The organism is Kaistella solincola (assembly GCF_000812875.1).
Lineage (GTDB): Bacteria > Bacteroidota > Bacteroidia > Flavobacteriales > Weeksellaceae > Kaistella > Kaistella solincola.
The window spans coordinates 1-17,455 of sequence record NZ_JSYK01000005.1; the positions used below are offsets into that span (position 1 = coordinate 1).

17 protein-coding genes and 1 rRNA gene are annotated in these 17,455 nt (G+C 40.2%); 9 read left to right on the forward strand and 9 right to left on the reverse strand.

From position 1 onward, the window contains the following. Positions 1 to 20: 20 nt before the first annotated feature. Together rrf and OA84_RS11600 are read left to right on the forward strand one after the other, a co-directional pair. Positions 21 to 128, forward strand: a 5S ribosomal RNA gene (gene rrf, locus OA84_RS10700). A 366-nt stretch (positions 129 to 494) separates the two neighbouring features. Then, on the forward strand, positions 495 to 668 hold the full coding sequence (locus OA84_RS11600) for a DUF6582 domain-containing protein (RefSeq protein WP_316930522.1): 174 nt from the start codon (positions 495 to 497) through the stop codon (positions 666 to 668). A 133-nt stretch (positions 669 to 801) separates the two neighbouring features. Here the strand turns inward: OA84_RS11600 and hutH are convergent, their stop codons facing one another. Next, complete coding sequence (hutH, locus tag OA84_RS10710) at positions 802 to 2,292, reverse strand: histidine ammonia-lyase (protein WP_039346360.1); 1,491 nt, start codon at positions 2,290 to 2,292, stop codon at positions 802 to 804. Positions 2,293 to 2,458: 166 nt separating this feature from the next. Between hutH and uvrC the strand changes: the two genes are divergently transcribed. Beyond that, on the forward strand, positions 2,459 to 4,255 hold the full coding sequence (gene uvrC / locus OA84_RS10715; protein ID WP_039346362.1) for an excinuclease ABC subunit UvrC: 1,797 nt from the start codon (positions 2,459 to 2,461) through the stop codon (positions 4,253 to 4,255). Here uvrC and OA84_RS10720 read toward each other — a convergent pair. From OA84_RS10720 to OA84_RS10730, 3 genes are read right to left on the reverse strand one after another with little or no spacing between them, the layout of a single operon-like run. Continuing rightward, positions 4,239 to 5,027: a hypothetical protein gene (locus OA84_RS10720; protein WP_039346364.1), complete on the reverse strand. Its 789-nt coding sequence runs from the start codon at positions 5,025 to 5,027 to the stop codon at positions 4,239 to 4,241. The two genes, uvrC and OA84_RS10720, sit on opposite strands and share 17 nt — an antisense overlap. 25 nt (positions 5,028 to 5,052) lie before the next feature. Beyond that, the gene (locus OA84_RS10725) at positions 5,053 to 6,135 is read right to left on the reverse strand and encodes a putative type IX sorting system protein PorV2 (protein ID WP_039346366.1); all 1,083 of its coding nucleotides are present in this window, start codon (positions 6,133 to 6,135) and stop codon (positions 5,053 to 5,055) included. Continuing rightward, on the reverse strand, positions 6,132 to 7,028 hold the full coding sequence (locus OA84_RS10730) for a DMT family transporter (RefSeq protein ID WP_039346367.1): 897 nt from the start codon (positions 7,026 to 7,028) through the stop codon (positions 6,132 to 6,134). The genes OA84_RS10725 and OA84_RS10730 overlap by 4 nt, the downstream gene beginning before the upstream one ends. A gap of 318 nt (positions 7,029 to 7,346) precedes the next feature. On the opposite strand from OA84_RS10730, the gene OA84_RS10735 reads away from it, so the two are divergent. Beyond that, positions 7,347 to 8,975 carry an acyl-CoA carboxylase subunit beta gene (locus OA84_RS10735; protein WP_039346371.1) on the forward strand — a complete coding sequence of 543 codons (1,629 nt, stop codon included), beginning with the start codon at positions 7,347 to 7,349 and terminating at the stop codon, positions 8,973 to 8,975. A gap of 21 nt (positions 8,976 to 8,996) precedes the next feature. Then, positions 8,997 to 9,605 carry a hypothetical protein gene (locus OA84_RS10740; RefSeq protein WP_039346373.1) on the forward strand — a complete coding sequence of 203 codons (609 nt, stop codon included), beginning with the start codon at positions 8,997 to 8,999 and terminating at the stop codon, positions 9,603 to 9,605. A 49-nt stretch (positions 9,606 to 9,654) separates the two neighbouring features. Here the strand turns inward: OA84_RS10740 and ygiD are convergent, their stop codons facing one another. Continuing rightward, on the reverse strand, positions 9,655 to 10,482 hold the full coding sequence (ygiD, locus tag OA84_RS10745; protein WP_039346377.1) for a 4,5-DOPA-extradiol-dioxygenase: 828 nt from the start codon (positions 10,480 to 10,482) through the stop codon (positions 9,655 to 9,657). An 83-nt stretch (positions 10,483 to 10,565) separates the two neighbouring features. Beyond that, positions 10,566 to 11,075, reverse strand: a complete 510-nt coding sequence (locus tag OA84_RS10750; RefSeq protein WP_039346510.1) for a YceI family protein — start codon at positions 11,073 to 11,075, stop codon at positions 10,566 to 10,568. Positions 11,076 to 11,285: 210 nt separating this feature from the next. Between OA84_RS10750 and OA84_RS10755 the strand changes: the two genes are divergently transcribed. The 3 genes from OA84_RS10755 to OA84_RS10765 all read left to right on the forward strand — a co-directional run bounded on the left by OA84_RS10755 (position 11,286) and on the right by OA84_RS10765 (position 14,720). Then, on the forward strand, positions 11,286 to 11,990 hold the full coding sequence (locus tag OA84_RS10755; protein ID WP_039346380.1) for a phosphatase PAP2 family protein: 705 nt from the start codon (positions 11,286 to 11,288) through the stop codon (positions 11,988 to 11,990). 56 nt (positions 11,991 to 12,046) lie between these two features. Next, positions 12,047 to 14,188: a S9 family peptidase gene (locus OA84_RS10760; RefSeq protein WP_039346383.1), complete on the forward strand. Its 2,142-nt coding sequence runs from the start codon at positions 12,047 to 12,049 to the stop codon at positions 14,186 to 14,188. 76 nt (positions 14,189 to 14,264) lie between these two features. Then, the gene (locus OA84_RS10765; RefSeq protein WP_039346513.1) at positions 14,265 to 14,720 is read left to right on the forward strand and encodes a DUF1801 domain-containing protein; all 456 of its coding nucleotides are present in this window, start codon (positions 14,265 to 14,267) and stop codon (positions 14,718 to 14,720) included. 28 nt (positions 14,721 to 14,748) lie between these two features. Here OA84_RS10765 and OA84_RS10770 read toward each other — a convergent pair whose 3' ends face one another. Continuing rightward, positions 14,749 to 15,300, reverse strand: coding sequence for an L-threonylcarbamoyladenylate synthase (locus OA84_RS10770; RefSeq protein WP_262493320.1), 552 nt, complete (start codon positions 15,298 to 15,300; stop codon positions 14,749 to 14,751). Between the two features lie 85 nt (positions 15,301 to 15,385). Between OA84_RS10770 and OA84_RS10775 the strand changes: the two genes are divergently transcribed. Beyond that, positions 15,386 to 15,631 (forward strand): VF530 family protein, encoded by a 246-nt coding sequence (locus OA84_RS10775; protein ID WP_039346515.1) that lies wholly within the window; start codon positions 15,386 to 15,388, stop codon positions 15,629 to 15,631. An 81-nt stretch (positions 15,632 to 15,712) separates the two neighbouring features. Here the strand turns inward: OA84_RS10775 and OA84_RS10780 are convergent, their stop codons facing one another. Both OA84_RS10780 and OA84_RS10785 read right to left on the reverse strand, forming a co-directional pair. Next, positions 15,713 to 16,213, reverse strand: coding sequence for a DinB family protein (locus OA84_RS10780; RefSeq protein WP_039346389.1), 501 nt, complete (start codon positions 16,211 to 16,213; stop codon positions 15,713 to 15,715). A gap of 47 nt (positions 16,214 to 16,260) precedes the next feature. Continuing rightward, positions 16,261 to 17,400 (reverse strand): cystathionine gamma-synthase, encoded by a 1,140-nt coding sequence (locus OA84_RS10785; RefSeq protein WP_039346392.1) that lies wholly within the window; start codon positions 17,398 to 17,400, stop codon positions 16,261 to 16,263. Positions 17,401 to 17,455: the final 55 nt, after the last annotated feature.

The window sequence follows — 17,455 nt, forward strand, 5'->3', positions numbered from 1 at the left end:
CTAAAAGCTAATACCAATTTTAGGGTGGTTTTAGCAGAGGGGCTCACCTGTTCCCATTCCGAACACAGAAGTTAAGCCCTCTAGCGCCGATGGTACTGCGAAAGCGGGAGAGTAGGTCGCCGCCAGTTTTTTTAAACCTCATACATTTATTTGTATGAGGTTTTTTTGTGGCTATATGTCGGATGCTAAAAGTTAGATGCTGGAAGTTAAATGTTAAAGATTAGAACCAAGATCCAAGAATCAAGTATTCCGGTTTTTAATAATACCTAAAAACAGAATGCAAATTATTTTCGCTGACAAAAATTTGCGCCCATTTAAGCAGTTTTTTCAATCTGTAAAACGGGAAAAAAATGCCGTTCTAGCACGGATTTTTTGGGATGAAATAAATTAATTGAAATTCAGGTTGGTTTAAATTTTGCTGCTTTGGGATTATCGAAACAACCTGGAAACCACACGAAGAGCACGGCAAACTTTCAATTGCCGAGAAAAATGATCTGCCGGAAAGTGTTTTTGGCCTTCCCAAACAGAAAAAAGAACCGATGACCGACGCTTCGCACGTACGAAATGCCATGGCGCGTTTTGATCAGGTGAAAGATGTATCAGATGCCGACCGAGACCTGGCATTTGCCAATATTAAAAAGCGGCCAAGCACTTCGACATCGAGATGAATGAAAAAAGCTGGAAAGAGTTTGGAAAAAAATAATTCTGTTTCAGTCCTGGAAAATTTAAAACCTGCAAACTTGCTTTATTAAAGCAAATTCGCAGGTTTTTTTTATTATACCAATACTTATTATCCTTATTTTATTCTACAACAAATCTGCGCTCGCGAATCATTTCTGCAATAGCAAGAATATCTTCACCAATTAAACGGTCATTTTCCAACTTTTCAACTTTTGACCGTATAACAGAATATGCTTTTTCAACATATTCACCGCATTTCGCTGGACGTCGGAATTCTAAGCCCTGAGCACCAAAAAGAAGTTCCACTGCCAAAATATTTTCTAAATTGCCCAAAACCTGGTTGAATTTCCGGCCGGAAATACTTCCCATCGATACATGATCTTCCTGTCCTAAACTGGTCGGAATGGAATCTGCGGATGCTGGAAAACACAGGGTTTTGTTTTCAGTTACAAGCGCCGCGGAAGTATATTGCGGAATCATAAATCCGGAATTTAAACCTGAACTTGCAGTTAACAGACGTGGTAAACCATATTTTCCTTCCAGCAAAAGATAACTTCTGCGGTCTGAAATATTTCCGAGCTCTGCGGCAGCTAAAGTCGCGTAATCTAGTGGTAAAGCCAAAAGCTGTCCATGGAAATTACCGCCGGAAATGCTTTCATCGGCGCTTAAAACAATCGGATTATCGGTGACGGAATTTAGTTCCGTTTCAGCCAAATTTTTCAAATGTTCAAAAGCATTTCTACTCGCACCGTGAACCTGCGGCACACAGCGCATTGAATACGGATCCTGCACACGGTCGCAATATTCATGGCTTTTTAAATTCTCGGAGTTTTCGAGAAATTTCACCATTCTGGCGGCAACTTTTTTGCTGCCGGCAAAAGGGCGGATTTCGTGCAATTCTTTTTTAAACGGACTTGCGGAACCTCGATATGCTTCCAGACTTAAAGCAGCGGTTAAATCTGCTAAATTGAGTAAATATTCAAATTTAAATAAGCCTAAAATGGCGTGCGCCAAAATAAACTGTGTACCATTAATTAAGCCCAGACCTCCTTTTGGGCCAAGCACCAAAGCTTCGAGATTATTTTCGTTTAAAACTGAAGATGCGTCGCGAATTTCTTCACCTTGCCAAACTTTTCCTAAACCTAAAAGCGGCAAAACCAAATGCGCCAAAGGTGCTAAATCTCCGGATGCGCCCACAGAACCTTGCTCAGGTACGACGGGAATAATGTCTTTTTCCAACATTAAAATCAGGCGCTCGATAACAGTAAGTGAAACTCCGGAAAATCCCTTTGATAAGGCGTGAATTTTTGTAATCATCATCACGCGCGATAGATCTTTTGCAATGGGTTTTCCAACGCCGACAGCGTGAGAAATAATTAAATTATGCTGCAATAGCGCGGTTTCTTCTTCCGAAATTTTAACATCGCACAGCGGTCCAAAGCCGGTATTGATGCCATAAACCGTGCGGTCCGATTCAACAATTTCGCGCACATTTTGCTCAGATTGCAGTATTTTTTGTTTTGCTTCGTCGTTTATACTTGCATTTTTTGGGTTTTCTAAAATAGCAATTATATCTTCGATGGTCAGTTCATCGATACCGTAAGTTTTCATGTTTAGATTTTGCTTAAAATTACTGTTTTTTAAGAACCTGTCAAAAGGCAAATTGCTTTTAAAACCTGATTTATATTTTTTTTACCGGCTGTTTGAGCCATTTTTTTAATTTTCATTTCTTTAAAATCCCGTCGCGTGCTAAAATCCAAATCCCTAATTTTGTATTATGAATTCGGATTTAGAACTTCAACTTAAAACTTTACCGTCAGATCCGGGCGTTTACCGCTATTATGACAAATTTAATCAGCTTTTGTATGTTGGAAAGGCTAAGAATTTAAAAAAACGGGTTTTATCGTATTTCAATAAAAACCAGGCAGGTTACCGCACCCGAATCATGGTGAGCAAAATCGTGCGCCTGGAAACAACCGTCGTAAACAGCGAGTACGACGCCCTTCTGCTTGAAAATAATCTGATAAAAGAACATCAGCCGTTTTACAACGTGATGCTGAAAGATGACAAAACCTACCCGTGGATTTGCATTAAAAATGAAGATTTTCCGCGTGTTTTTTTAACGCGGACTAAAATAAAAGACGGTTCGGAATATTACGGTCCGTACGCAAAAGTGCGTCCTGCGAAGTTTTTGCTGGATACTATCAAACACATTTATAAAATCCGGACCTGTAATCTGAATTTAGCGCCTGAAAAAATTGCTGAAGGAAAATACAGAGTTTGTCTGGAATATCACATTAAAAATTGTGAAGGTCCATGCGAAATGCTTGAAATGAAGGAAAGCTACGACCGGAAAATTGAAGCGATTCGCGGAATTATTAAAGGTGATTTCCGTATTGCAAAAGAATATCTGGTGAATCAAATGATGGCTTTCGCGCAAAATCTGGAATTCGAAAATGCGCAGATGGTAAAAGAACGGATGGATTTGCTTGATAATTACCAGGTGAAACACACGGTGGTAAATCCGAGCATCAATGATGTTGACGTTTTTGGGATGACGAGCGATGAAACGGCCGCGTACATTAATTACTTCAAAATTCAGAATGGAAATATCATACAAAGTTTTACGACCGAAATTAAAAAAGTTCTCGAAGAATCAGATGAAGATTTGCTTGAAGAAGCTATGATTGAAATCCGGCAGAAATTCGATTCTGATTCGAAAGAAATCCTGATTCCGTTTCATCTGACACTTGAAATTCCGAATGTAAAATTGATCGTTCCGAAAGTTGGCGACAAAAAAAGAATCGTGGAACTTTCGGAAAAAAACGCGAAAGAATATCGCATTGAAAAACTGAAACAAGTTCAGATTCTGGATCCCGAGAGACACACGAATCGCATAATGGCGGAAATGCAGAAGCTTCTGCGTATGCCTACAGAACCGCGACACATCGAAGGTTTTGATAACTCGAATATTCAGGGAACGAATCCCGTTTCCGCGTGTGTGGTTTTTAAAGACGGAAAACCAAGCAAAGCAGATTACCGCATTTTTCACCCGAAAACCGTCGTCGGTCCTGATGATTTCAAAACGATGGAAGAAGTGATTTACCGGCGCTACAAAAGACTTTTGGATGAAGCGGAACCTTTGCCACAGCTTATTTTAATTGATGGTGGAAAAGGCCAGTTATCTTCAGCGGTGAAAAGTTTGAAGCTACTTGGCTTGTACGGAAAAATTACCATTATTGGTATTGCGAAGCGGTTGGAAGAAATTTATTTTCCGGAAGATTCCATCCCGTTGTACCTCGATAAAAAGTCGGAAACGCTGAAAATTTTACAGCGGGTTCGCGATGAATCGCACCGTTTTGGTGTAAAACATCACCGTACACGGCGTAAAAATTCCACCATAAAATCGGAGCTTGAAGAGATTCCAGGTGTTGGCCCGCGCGGGATTGAAATGCTGCTTCTGAAACTGAAATCGGTGAAAAGAGTGAAAGAATCCAGTTTAGAAACTCTGGAAGAAATTTTGGGAAAATCGAAAGGCAAAATGGTTTGGGCATATTTTAATACACCACTTTAGCAGTCTCTTTAAATACTTCTTTCCTGTAGCTTCCATCAGCATTTGGTAATTCAATAATTATTGCGCCGTCTTCTATATATCCTAAAGTTTGGGTGCCATCCTGAAGCTGCACTCTGTACACGTCTTTTTTAGTGGAAGCTTTAAAAATCGCATACGGAGTCGAATTTTTCGGGTTGACCAAAATAAACTGATTGTCTGAAATATAAATCCGGTTAAAATTTAATGTACCGTTACTGAACGTTTGTGCTTTGCTTTCACTCTTTGTGCCGCTGTTTTGGCTTTGGCTTGATTTGCCAAGTTCTGGTCCGCGCGCCGCCGTTTGTTTTGGAAGTTCAGTACGAGTGGTAACCGCCAGTTGCACGGGATTTGAAGCGGGAAGTGTTTTCGTAGCGGTATTTAAAGCATCTATAAATCCGGGTTGAAATTCTTTGATGTTTGTTTTTGCTTCATATGAAGCGACGGTTTTTCCGCTGCAGTCCTTGAAATTAATCTGGAGTTTGTTTTTCAGGAAAGTACTGGCGTCCACAAGTTCCGCTTTTAAAACTCCGCAGGGATTATTTTTCGGAGCTTCCGGCCAGGAATCATTATTTTCACTGATAACAACATATTTCTTGCCGGTAAGATTAGAACTCAAAAGCGTTGCCAGACCGTATTTGTTAGCGTCAAAATCGCCTGTCCTTCCAGCAATATAAACGAAGCTATAATCTGAAATATTCTGACTGTACGCTGCGGTAAACAAAAGGAAAAATGCAAATTTCAAAAGTTTTTTCATCGCGGTAATTTAAGTAAAGATAAATTTAATTCCTGAAATCGCCCATATCCAATTTCAGGGAAAAGAAATTTGAAAAGAAATTCGAACCGCCAATTCCGGAGTTTGTAATTGCGTAATCTAATGTTAAACCTTGATATTTAATGCCAATTCCGGCGCTTGGTTGAAATGAAATTTTGCGTTTCAGGTTTTCGATATCGGTAATATTTTGAAAACGGTTCACGCCAACGCGTACGAAAATCATATCCTGAAACATAAGTTCCGCGCCGGCATATGGCGTAATGCTCGCAAATTCGGTGGAAATTACGGCCGCGGTTTTTGCAAAATCTACGTTCAATCCCGCTTCGGGTAACAATTCCAGATCACGGTTGATTTCGTAATTCCGGCTAAGTCCCAAGTTGAGTTTAGGCATCGTGAGTTCCATTTTGTCTTTCGGTGCGGGATTAAATTCTTCACCGTTCACCACGGCAGAAAGTTCATCCTGATTCACCGTCCAAAAATTAACGGTTGTAGTGGCATCTTTTAGCACGGCGCCGTAATTCCAACCTGAATCTGCGTGGTAAATCGCGCCGAGATCAAAACCGAAACCGAAACCATTCGCGAATTTTCCCACATTTCTGTACACGAGTTTCGCATTGGCACCGACATCAAGCCGGTGATTTCCGCCTGGATGAAATGCGTAAGAAATCAAAGCCGCGTAATCAGACTGAGAAAAACTTGTGATTTTATCATAATCGATATTTCCTTCCGGATCGATTAACTGTGTTGTATTTAAAATATTATCGATGCCGAGGCGCACCACAGAAACCGCGAAAACACCACCGTTATGGTCCAAAGGTTTTGCAAAAGCCAGGTAATCGTACTTCGCAATCGATTCAAAATATTCAGCGTGCATCGCTGCGCCTTGCCAGTCTCGTTCTATAGCGATAAGTCCGGCCGGATTCCACATTGGGGAGTAAACATCATTTTGACTCGAAATTACCGCCCCGCCCATTGCAAGACCGCGTGCGCCAGCGCCAATGCTTAAAAATTCATTTGAATATTTCCGCACAATTTGTGCTTCGGAGAAAAATCCGAAAAGCAAAAAGGTAGCGAAAACGAGTTTTTTCATGAATTTTCAAGATTTTTTGCGGCGGTAGCTTTTCTGGCTTTTAAAACACCGTTGATTACAATTGCAGAAATCATCACGAGCGAAGCTACGTAAAAAATAGGGCTCATTTGCTCGGATTCACCAAAGATAAAAAAAGCCAGGATAATCCCGTAAACAGGCTCCAGATTTACCGTAAGAATTAAGGTAAACGGCGAAATGTATTTCATTAAATTCACTGATTCCAACATCGGAAAAGCGGTGAAAAAGCTGGCTAAAATCAGAACTAAACCGAGGTCGCGCATGCTGATGTCGTGCAGCTGAAAGAGTTGTCCGGTGAAGAGATAGAGCACAGAAAGTATGGCGCAACCCGAAAAAATTTCATAAAAAATAATATTTCCAGACGTGGTTTTCCCAAAAATTCGGCCGTTAAACACCGAAAAAACGGTTCCGAACAGGGCGGTTAAAATTCCGAAAAATATGCCTTCTTTATACTGAAATTCGGTTTTAAAAATTAGACCCATACATATTAAAATGACGATGCCCATAACGACCTCCGAAATATCGATTTTCCGTTTAAAAACAATGGGTTCCAGCACCGACGCAAACAATGTTGAAAGCGAAAGGCAGCTTAACGCTATGGAGACGTTGGAAACTTTAATGGAATAAAAAAAGCACAGCCAGTGAAACGCCATAAAACCACCAATTATTCCTAACTGCAGAAATAATTTCTTGGAGATTTTCAGGCTCTCTTTTTTAAAAAACCTGATGAAAATAAAAAGGAAAATTGCCGCAAAAAACATCCGGTAAAAAACCAAAATGCTCGCATCAGCATGAATCAGTTTGCCTAAAATTGCGGTAAAGCCCCATAAAAAAACAATAAGATGCAAACGGAAAAGGGCAGATTTTTTTACCACAATAATTTATTTTTATACTTTCTGCAAAGCTACAAATCCATTTAGACAATTTTCGGAAAAAATGTCATTTTAGCGGCAAAAAAACCCTAAAAGTCTCTACAACTTTTAGGGTCCTTCAAATAATAAACTATTAAAAAAATAAAACTAGGAATTGAAAAATTTCTACTTTACCTGTAAACGGTAAAAATATGCCGTTATTTTAGGTAAAAATGTTAAAAAAGTACTAAAGTTTTGTTATTTAAATTTGCTGGCTGTTCATCGTGTTTTACAGAATATTATAATTAAAAATGTTACCTTTAAACCAAATTTTTCCACCATATGAATTTAGAATTTAACAAAAGAGAAGACCAAAATAAACTAAAATTAGGCGAAATAAACAGCTTATTAAGCGAAATAAAAAAAGGCGGTGGCGAAAAGAGATTGCAGAAACAGCGCGATGAAGGAAAACTCACCGCGCGCGAACGTATAGATTATCTTTTGGATAAAAATTCGGATTCCATTGAAATCGGTGCTTTTGCCGGCTTCGGAATGTACGAAGAACAAGGTGGTTGTCCAAGCGGCGGCGTTGTTGTAGTGATGGGTTACGTTTCCGGAAAACAATGTTTGGTGGTTGCCAATGACGCTTCGGTAAAAGCGGGTGCCTGGTTTCCGATTACGGCGAAGAAAAATCTGCGCGCACAGGAAATTTCGATGGAAAACCGGCTACCGATAATATATCTCGTAGATTCTGCGGGTGTTTTCCTGCCGATGCAGGACGAAATTTTCCCCGATAAAGAGCATTTCGGCCGTATTTTTCGCAATAATGCTAAAATGAGTTCGATGGGAATTGTTCAGATTTCAGCAGTGATGGGAAGTTGTGTTGCCGGCGGCGCTTATCTTCCGATTATGAGCGACGAAGCCATGATCGTGGATAAAACAGGCTCTATATTTTTAGCTGGAAGTTATTTGGTAAAAGCGGCGATTGGTGAAAATATCGATAACGAAACTCTGGGTGGCGCAACCACGCACTGCGAAATTTCGGGCGTTACCGATTTTAAAGCAAAAGACGATAAAGATGCGCTGGACCGCATTAAAAATATTATGAAATCCATCGGAAGTTACGACAAAGCAGGTTTCGACCGCATTGAGAGCTTTCCGCCGAAAGAAAAAATCGAAAATATTTTCGGACATATGCCCGCGTCCAGAGCTGACCAATACGATACTTTTGATATTATTAAATGCCTGGTCGATAATTCCGAATATGAAGAATATAAGGCAGATTATGGCAAAACCATTATTTGTGCAACCGCAAGAATTGACGGCTGGAGCGTGGGAATTGTGGCGAACCAAAGAAAACTGGTAAAAAGCGGAAAAGGAGAAATGCAGTTTGGTGGCGTAATATATTCGGATTCTGCAGACAAGGCGACGCGTTTTATCGCGAACTGTAACCAAAGAAAAATTCCGTTGATTTTCCTACAGGATGTCACCGGATTTATGGTCGGTTCAAAATCTGAACATGGTGGAATTATTAAAGACGGCGCAAAAATGGTGAATGCCGTGGCAAATTCTGTAGTGCCAAAATTCACCGTTATAACCGGGAATTCTTACGGTGCCGGAAACTACGCGATGTGCGGAAAAGCCTACGATCCGCGCTTAATTGTGGCGTGGCCGTGGAGTGAACTTGCGGTGATGGGTGGCAGCCAGGCCGCAAAAGTTTTAGCGCAAATCCAGGAATCTACCCTGAAAAAACAGGGAAAAGAAATCACCGAGGAAGAACATCAGGAAATTTTGGACACCATTTCGAAAAGATATAAAAAACAAACCGAGCCAACGTACGCAGCAGCGCGGCTTTGGACCGATGCAATCATTAATCCCGTAGATACGCGCACCTGGATTTCGATGGGAATTGAAGCTGCGGATCATGCACCAATTACAGAGAAATTCAATTTAGGTGTTATTCAGGTTTAAGAAAATTTAAAACACAATATCATGAAAAAAATTCTGTTCTTTTTTACAATTCTGAGTTATACGGCGGTTTTTTCACAGTGTTATATTGAAGGAAAATCCGTGATTAACGTTGGTGAATCGCAGGTTTACACCGTTAAAAACAATACCGCAAAATGCGATGACTGTCATACCTGGTCGAGTTTAGACAACATTATTTTGCTTGATGGTAATTTAAAACAAAGTAAACTGCAGGTGAAAGGGATTTCCGGCGGAAGCACGCTTCTAGCAATGGAAATGGATTCGGACAAAGGTCTTTTAAAATGTTATAAAACCATAAGAGTGATTAGTGCTTTACCGAAAAAACTCAGCGCGGTTGCTGAAGAATGCGATTTCGATATTAACGGTTTTAAAGAAATAAAAGCAAACGACAGCACGGTTTCTTATGCTCCGGACAATATGGTGGAAAACTTAAAATATACCTGGATTGCAGAATACGAAAACGGCGAGCAAAAAACTTCAGCTGAACCTACGGCGAAATTTAATTTCACCAAAGAAAACGGCATTAGAGCTTTAAAATTAAATGTGAAATCTGCGCATTGCGTTCGCGATTTCACCAAAATTTACGACGCTAATTACTGGGATTTTTACTGATTTTAAGGCGAAAAAAAAATTCAGCATAATGTTGAATCTTTTTTTTGAATTAACCAATTCTTACGCTCGTCATGCTTAAACTGCCACCGATAAGTTCATCGTTGAAAAGCGAGAGGTCATCGGTTTTTTCCTTTAAAGCTAAAGAGTAAAGTAGCGGCAGATAATGATCCGGGCTCGGCACCGCGGTTTGAAGTGCAATTCCCTGATTTTGGTAATTGATAAGATTCTGAAAATTTCCGTCTAAAAGCCAGTTATTTGTCATTTCTCGTGCTTCAATCGCCCAGTCCCAACCGGCGCCGGCGGTATTAATATTTTTCCAGTCCACCATGCGGAGATTGTGTACGATATTTCCGCTTCCGATGATTAAAATTCCCTTTTCCCGCAGTTTTTGCAGTTTTTTCGCCAAATCGAAATGATATTGTGGTGGTTTTGAGTAATCAATGCTGAGCTGAATTACCGGAATTTCGGCATTTGGATAAAGATGTTTGATGACGCTCCACGCGCCATGGTCCAGTCCCCAACTGTGGTCTTCTTCCACAATTTCCGGTAAAAGTAATTCGGTGGTTTCTTTCGCCAGTTCGGGGCTGCCCGGCGCGGAATATTCCACTTCAAAAAGTTCCTTCGGAAAGCCGTAAAAATCATGGATTGTTTTTGGATCCTGCATCGCGGTGACAAATGTTCCGTTCGTAAACCAATGTGCAGAAACGCATAAAATGGCGTTCGGACGCGGAATTTCTTTGGAGATATTCCGGAAACCCTGCACGAACTGGTTTTCTTCAATCGCGTTCATCGGTGAACCGTGGCCGAGAAAAAGTACCGGCATTTTTTCGGTATTTTTATAAAGCTGAGAAATATTTTCGAGATCGTTTAAATTCATCTTGGTGTTTTTTAAGAAATGAAAAAAGTTCACCTAAGCCTTTCAACTCTGGTGAACCTTAAAAAAATAAACTATGAAATTTTTTATGCTTTTACGAACTGAAGTTCACCTGCAATTTTTACTTCGTCCGAAACCATTACACCACCTGTTTCCAATGCGGTATTCCAGTTTAATCCGAAATCTTTTCTGTTGATTTTACCTTCAAAAGAGAATCCAGCTTTTGTCTGTCCCCACGGGTCCACATTAGTTCCACCGAAGTCTACATCCAATTTAATTGGTTTTGTAACGCCGTTCATGGTGAGATTACCGGTGATATCATCGTTTAAAGAATCTGTTTCGAAAGTAATAACCGGATTGGCTTCAGCATTAAAGAAATCTGCAGATTTCAGGTGCGTGTCGCGATCAGTATTGTTGGTGCTGATGGAAGCGGTATCAATTTTCGCTGTTACTTTAGCATTTTTGAAAGTGTCGTCTTCGCTTTCCATTTCTACATTAAAGTCTTTAAATTCGCCTTTAACATTAGAAATCATCATGTGTCTTACTTTAAAAGTGATTTCACTGTGTGTAGGGTCTAAATTCCATTTTGTTGACATAATATTTTGTTTATTGGTTAGTATTAAATTTTGATAGTACAAAGATACCGTCGCGAGCGCAGAAAGACATTGATGTAAGTTAAGAAACGCTTTTAGCATTTTTTTGTCACCTTCAACCATAAATTTATTTAATAAAAAGCAGTTCTCAGAAATTTTAATAATATTTAACGCAGTAAGCCTTTCATTCCTTAGTTTTAAAGAAAAATTTTTATGCGGCATTTTCTGGCTTTTTTTCTGTTTTTAAATTTTCCTCTGCTGACATTTGCACAGCAGAAAGACAGCATACAAATTGAAAACCGGCATCTAGCTTTCGATTTAAGAGGCACTATTGCTCCGGCTGCTTTAATGACTTCCGGAATTGTGTTCGATGGGAACGGCCGCGAATCCGTGAAAAACGAAGTAGTAGAAGAGCGAAATGAACATCTTTTTGGTTTTACCAACCATCTGGATGATTACGCCCAGTTTGCTCCTCTTGTAGCAGTTTATGGTTTTGAAGTTGCCGGAATGAAACCGCGCACCGACTGGCAAAACCGCACCGCTATTTTGCTGAAGGCTCAAGTGGTGAATCTCGGTTTGGTGTATGTGCTGAAAACTACTCTGAAAAAAACGCGTCCCGACGGCACTGCTTATTCTTTTCCTTCCGGCCACACGGCGAATGCATTTGCGGGCGCCACGATGCTCGCAATTGAATATGGCGAAAATCACAAGTGGGTGCCGTATGTTTCTTACGCCTTTGCAAGCGGAATTGGCGTAATGCGAATGGCGAACAACAAACATTATATATCTGATGTTTTATTCGGTGCCGGCTTAGGAATTCTCTCCGTAAAAGCTGCTTACTGGACGCATCAATATAAATGGAATAAGCAAAAAAGTTCCAAAGATCCGCTTGCGGAAATTTATCTGCATTTGAATTAACATTCCTTTAACAAATCGTTTTTTATTTCTTATTTTTAACACTATAAATCTAAGAAATGAAATTTTCAAAATTACCTTTATTATTACTCGGTTTCAGCAGTTTGCTTTCTGCGCAAAACCAGAAATACACCATGGCCGAAGCGGTAAACGGGCTTCGGAGCAATCTTGCTATTAAAAGTATTCCGCAGTTTTCCTGGTCCGATGATGCTAAATTTTACATTCAGGGAACCAAAAACGCATACCTGATAACAGAAGTTCAAAGCATGAAAGCGGACACTTTGGTTTCTTTGAACCAAATCAATAAAAATCTTTCCGCCGAGCAAAAGCTTAAATCTTTTCCGCAGGTAAAATTTACCGGCAAAAACCAAGGATATTTTACTGTAGACGGTAAATATTTTCAGCTTGAAAAATTCGGCTCCGACTGGAAAATTTCGCCCTGGACTTCCATTGACGAAAATGCTGTAAACGTAAAAGTGCTGGATGATAAAAAAACCATCGTTTACACGGTAAAAAATAATCTTTACCTGAACCGAAACGGAAAAACGGTTGAGATTACCGATGATCAGAATGAAGGAATTGTAAATGGACAGGCCGTTCACCGCAGCGAATTTGGAATCGATGGCGGAATTTTTTCGGCGCCAAACAGCACAAAAATTGCGTTTTACCGAATGGATGAAACCATGGTCACGGATTATCCGATCATCGACTGGTCTGTAACGCCGGCAAAAAACGTGAACATCAAATATCCGATGGCGGGAAACACTTCGCATCAGGTGACATTGGGCGTTTACGATATCAATTCTCAGAAAAAAATATTTTTAAATATTGATGGTGACAAAGAACAATATTTAACCGCCGTGACCTGGAGCCCGGATTCAAAATATATTTTCGTAGGCGTGCTGAACCGCGACCAGAATCATTTGAAAATGAATCAGTACGACGCGGTTACCGGGAATTTGGTGAAAACTTTATTTGAAGAAAAAGATGCTAAATATGTTGAACCACAGCATCCGCTATTATTTTTACCGAACTCCAACACCGATTTTATCTGGCAAAGTCAGCGCACGGGTTACAACCATTTATTCCATTACAGTTTAGAAAAAGGACTGATTTCGCAAATCACAAAAGGTGATTGGCTGGTGACTGATATTTTAGGTTTTAATGAAAAAAAGAAAGAAATCTATTACATTTCTACGCAGGAATCGCCGCTGGAAAGACATATTTATCGTGTAAACTGGAACAATTTTAAAACCCAGAGATTAGACAGCGCACCGGGAATGCACACCGGTATTTTAAGCAAAGACGGTACACAGCTTTACGATATTTACAGCAATGCGAGCACGCCAAGATCGGTGAATGTGATTAATACCGCTACTTTGAAATCAAAAAATATTTTAACGGCAGAAAATCCTTTAAAAAACTATAAAAGACCGGAAATAAAGAATGTTACCTTAAAAGCTGACGACGGAACGCCACTTTACGGTAAAATTATTTTGCCTACGGATTTTGATCCGGCGAAGAAATATCCAACCATCGTTTACCTTTACAATGGGCCGCATTTGCAGCTGGTGACCAACAGTTTCCCATCTTCCGGCAACCTTTGGTATGAATATATGGCGCAAAACGGCTATATTATTTTCACGATGGACGGGCGCGGATCTTCGAACCGCGGAATGAAATTCGAGCAGGCAGTTTTCCGTCATTTAGGCGAAGTGGAAATGAAAGACCAGCTGAAAGGTGTGGATTATCTGAAATCACTGCCTTACGTTGATGCGCAGAAACTGGGAATACACGGCTGGAGTTTTGGCGGTTTTATGACTACAAGTTTTATGCTGAAACACCCGGAAGTTTTTAAAGTAGGCGTTGCCGGCGGACCGGTAATCGACTGGAATATGTATGAAATTATGTATACCGAAAGATATATGGATACGCCGCAAACCAATCCGGAAGGTTATAAACAGGCGAATCTTTTGGACAAAGTTCAGAATCTGAAAGGAAATTTATTAATGATTCACGGGGCGCAGGACAACGTGGTGGTTTGGCAGCATTCCATTAAATTTTTAAAAGCCGCTGTGGATAATGGTGTTCAGCTGGATTATTTCGTGTATCCGGGACATGAACATAATGTTTTAGGAAAAGACCGCGTGCATCTTATGCAGAAAGTCACCGATTATTTTGATGAATATTTGAAAAAATAAAGAAGAAAATCCGGAATTAATTTTCCGGATTTTTATTTTAAAGAGTTGATTGAGTAATTTAGTAAAAAATAAAGCGATGCAAATTCCCGCAAAATCCATTGAAAATTATATTTCGCATGTTCCGGAAGAACGGCAGGAATCCTTCAGAATGCTTTATGAAACGGTTTCCAAGAATCTTCCGAAAGGCTTTCAGGAAAGCCTTAGCTATGGAATGATTGGCTGGAGCGTGCCGCTGGAAACTTATCCGTCTGGTTACCATTGTACGCCAAATACGCCGTTGCCTTTTTTAAATTTGGCGTCGCAGAAGAATTTTGTGGCGTTGTATCACATGGGAATTTACGCGGATCCGGCACTTTTAAACTGGTTTGTGGCTGAATTTCCGAAGTATTCGAAACGGAAACTGGATATGGGAAAATCGTGCATCCGCTTCAAAAAAATGGATGATATTCCGTTTGATTTGATTGCAGAATTATCCCGCAAAATGTCACCTAAAGAGTGGATTTCTCTCTACGAAAAGCTTTACAAAAAATAGAAAATTTGCCTGTTTAGCAGCATATTTTTTATTCCCGCAAAACTTTCACGCGTCCGTCGTTCCACATTCTGATTACCGACGAACCGGCATATTCCGATATTTTATCGTGATTTTCTTCTGCCACAGCGTCCACAGAATTAATGATTTCTGGCGAAATATCGGCAAATTTTAGAGGAGATTTTTCACCACTAAAATTCGCAGAAGTTGAAACGAGCGGTTTATTCAGTTTTCCGATGAGTTTTTTAAGGTAAACGTCTTTCACCAAACGAATGCCGATGCTGCCGTCTTCAGCGAGAATTTCTTTCGGCAAACCTTTCGGGTTATCGTAGATCAGCGTCACGGGTTTCTCCGACAAATCCATAATTTCCCATGCCATTTCGGGAACTTCCACCAAATCCTGCAACCGTTTTACCGATTCCACGAGGATAATCATCGATTTGGATTTTTCGCGCTTTTTAATTTCGAAAATTTTATTAATGGCGCTCACATTGGTAGCGTCACAGCCAATTCCCCAAATCGTATCTGTCGGATATAAAATGGTGCCGCCGGCCTGTACGGCATCGATGAGGTTTTGCATAATTGAGTTTGAATGATCAAAATTAAATAAATACAGGAAAATTTGCCGTTATAACAGCAAATTTTTTATGTTTAAATTTACGGCTATTATGGAAGAAAAATCAAAAGATCCGCTGCACGGAAAGCGTCTGGACGCAATTCTGGAAGAATTGGTGCAATATTACGGCGGTTTTGAAGACTTGGGGAAGCAGATCAACATCAAATGCTTTACGGATAATCCGAGCATCAATTCCTCCTTAAAATTTTTGCGAAAAACGGAGTGGGCGCGTGCAAAAGTTGAAAGTTTATACCTCTACGTTTTGAGACAAAAAAAGAAAGCAGAAAATCGCGGCTAAAACGGGCAAATTTTTCTGCTTTCGATAATTTTACTTTTAGCACCCATCACCCATCACCCATCATCCATCATCCATCACCCATCATCCTACCAGATACCTTTCCTCGATAACATTCAAATGGTGAATATTGTGCCCCGCAATTAATTTCCCCAGCGTTTCTACGGAGATTTCGTTGCCGTTTGCAATTCCCGTTTCCGCTAATTGCTGCGCATTTAAATTTTGAAAAAATAGCACTGATGATTTCCGGACAGCCTGAAATTCTTCAACCAAACTTTCTAAGTTTCTGTCTTCAGAAAAATAATGTTTCGCGTATAATTCTTCGTCCCAGCCGGCAAGTTCTGTTTTGTCTTTTCTGGCAAAACGTAGCGCACGGTAGGCAAAAATTCTTTCCGCATCGATGAGGTGTTGCAGCAATTCTTTCAAAGTCCATTTTCCTTCAGCATATGCAAATTCTGCTTTTTCCGGCGAAAGGTTTTCATAAAAATTTGCCGTTTTATGCCCGGATTTTTTCATTTCTTCCAACCAGTTTTCGGATGGAATTAAATCGAGATAGCGCTGAATATATTTTTGAAAATCGGTCATTTTATAATTTTACCGAGTTAAAATTGCCACCTTACCAAATTGCCAGATTAGCCAAATGCTCTTTCCAAATCAGCAAGCAAATCAGCTTTGTCTTCAATACCAACACTTAAGCGAACTAAATCATCGGTAATGCCTAATTCGGAACGTTTTTCTGCCGGAATTGAAGCGTGTGTCATCAACGTTGGATGGTTGGCCAAAGATTCTACACCGCCCAAAGATTCTGCTAAAGTGAAAACTTTAAGTTTTTCTAAGAATTTAATTGCGTCTTCTTTTTTTCCGGATTTAAAGGTGAAAGAAACCATTCCGCCGAAATCTTTCATTTGCTTTTTAGCCAAATCGTGCTGCGGATGAGATTCCAGACCTGGATAGAACACTTTGTCCACAGCCGGATGCGATTCCAGATATTTTGCGACTTCCAAACCGTTTTCAGAGTGTCTTTGAACACGTAAAGCCAAAGTTTTAATGCCTCGCAAAACCAAATAAGAATCGTGTGGACCGAGGATTCCACCACTCGCAAACTGAATGAAATGAAGTTTTTCGCCCAGTTCTTCGGTTTTTGCAACCAAAGCTCCCGCTATGACATCTGAATGCCCACCAAGATATTTTGTTGCGGAATGCATCACGATATCTGCGCCCAAATCCAACGGAAGCTGCAAATATGGTGTTGCGAAGGTATTGTCGACAGCGACCAAAATATCTTTGTCTTTAACCAAATCCGTCACGGCTTTAATATCAACGAGTTTCATTAGCGGATTTGTAGGAGTTTCCAACCAGATTAATTTGGTTTTTTCGGTGATTAAGGCCGATATTTTTGAAACATCATCAAAGCTGGCAAATGTAAATTTGAGCTGATATTTTTCAAATAAACGGGTAAACATACGGTAGGTTCCGCCGTATAAATCATCAACCGCAATTACCTCATCGCCCGGATTTAATAATTTTAAAACACAGTCTATCGCCGCTAAACCGGAACCGAAAGCCAAGCCGCGCGCACCGTTTTCAATGCTTGCCAAGCTGTCTTCCAAAGCCTGTCTGGTCGGGTTTGCCGCGCGCGAATATTCGTAACCGGAATGAACTCCAGGTGATGTTTGCGCAAATGTTGAGGTTAAAAATACCGGCACATTTACCGATCCGGTCGCAGGTTCGTGTTGCTGACCACCGTGTATTACTTTTGTATTGAAATTCATGTTTTATGCTTTATGCTTTAAGCGGTAGGCGTGTCGTTTCACCAGTGCTTAAAGC

Excerpts from the sequence above, each read along its gene's own strand:
- OA84_RS10740 (WP_039346373.1), top strand. The coding sequence starts at position 8,997 with ATGAAAAAAATTCTGTTCTTTTTTACAATTCTGAGTTATACGGCGGTT.
- OA84_RS10725 (WP_039346366.1), bottom strand. The coding sequence starts at position 6,135 with ATGAAAAAACTCGTTTTCGCTACCTTTTTGCTTTTCGGATTTTTCTCC.
- OA84_RS10720 (WP_039346364.1), bottom strand. The coding sequence starts at position 5,027 with ATGAAAAAACTTTTGAAATTTGCATTTTTCCTTTTGTTTACCGCAGCG.
- OA84_RS10750 (WP_039346510.1), bottom strand. The coding sequence starts at position 11,075 with ATGTCAACAAAATGGAATTTAGACCCTACACACAGTGAAATCACTTTT.
- OA84_RS10765 (WP_039346513.1), top strand. The coding sequence starts at position 14,265 with ATGCAAATTCCCGCAAAATCCATTGAAAATTATATTTCGCATGTTCCG.
- OA84_RS10735 (WP_039346371.1), top strand. The coding sequence starts at position 7,347 with ATGAATTTAGAATTTAACAAAAGAGAAGACCAAAATAAACTAAAATTA.
- ygiD (WP_039346377.1), bottom strand. The coding sequence starts at position 10,482 with ATGAATTTAAACGATCTCGAAAATATTTCTCAGCTTTATAAAAATACC.
- OA84_RS10760 (WP_039346383.1), top strand. The coding sequence starts at position 12,047 with ATGAAATTTTCAAAATTACCTTTATTATTACTCGGTTTCAGCAGTTTG.
- hutH (WP_039346360.1), bottom strand. The coding sequence starts at position 2,292 with ATGAAAACTTACGGTATCGATGAACTGACCATCGAAGATATAATTGCT.
- uvrC (WP_039346362.1), top strand. The coding sequence starts at position 2,459 with ATGAATTCGGATTTAGAACTTCAACTTAAAACTTTACCGTCAGATCCG.
- OA84_RS10780 (WP_039346389.1), bottom strand. The coding sequence starts at position 16,213 with ATGACCGATTTTCAAAAATATATTCAGCGCTATCTCGATTTAATTCCA.
- OA84_RS10755 (WP_039346380.1), top strand. The coding sequence starts at position 11,286 with ATGCGGCATTTTCTGGCTTTTTTTCTGTTTTTAAATTTTCCTCTGCTG.
- OA84_RS10785 (WP_039346392.1), bottom strand. The coding sequence starts at position 17,400 with ATGAATTTCAATACAAAAGTAATACACGGTGGTCAGCAACACGAACCT.
- OA84_RS10775 (WP_039346515.1), top strand. The coding sequence starts at position 15,386 with ATGGAAGAAAAATCAAAAGATCCGCTGCACGGAAAGCGTCTGGACGCA.